This is a genomic window from Achromobacter sp. 1014246743 (genome assembly GCF_059760725.1).
This window is the reverse complement of record NZ_JCBANA010000191.1, coordinates 1-223: the sequence shown is the minus strand read 5'-3', so window position 1 is coordinate 223 and position 223 is coordinate 1. Positions and strand designations below refer to the sequence as shown.

Sequence of the window (223 nt, the reverse complement as noted above, 5' to 3'; positions counted from 1 at the left end):
AAGCGGCGTTCATGCTTGGGGATCAGGATCGGGGCAAAGCTGCCATCTCGGTCCCGAGGGATGTCCACCCGCAAGGGGCCGTCGTCGGTGAGCACCGTCTTGCGGCTCTTGCCGTTGCGCTGGTTGGTCGCCTGCTCGGGGCGCTCCTGGCCCTGGGCGTAACCCAGATGATGCCCAAGCTCGGCACCCAACGCCCGTTCGATCAGCGCCTTCTTGAACGCCA

Annotated in this window: 1 protein-coding gene; it reads right to left on the bottom strand. The window is 65.9% G+C overall.

Annotated features, from left to right (window positions below; all coding sequences use genetic code 11):
* Nucleotides 1–223 (bottom strand): transposase (locus AC6LJ2_RS30200; RefSeq protein ID WP_498152778.1); only part of this gene is annotated, 223 nt, incomplete at both ends.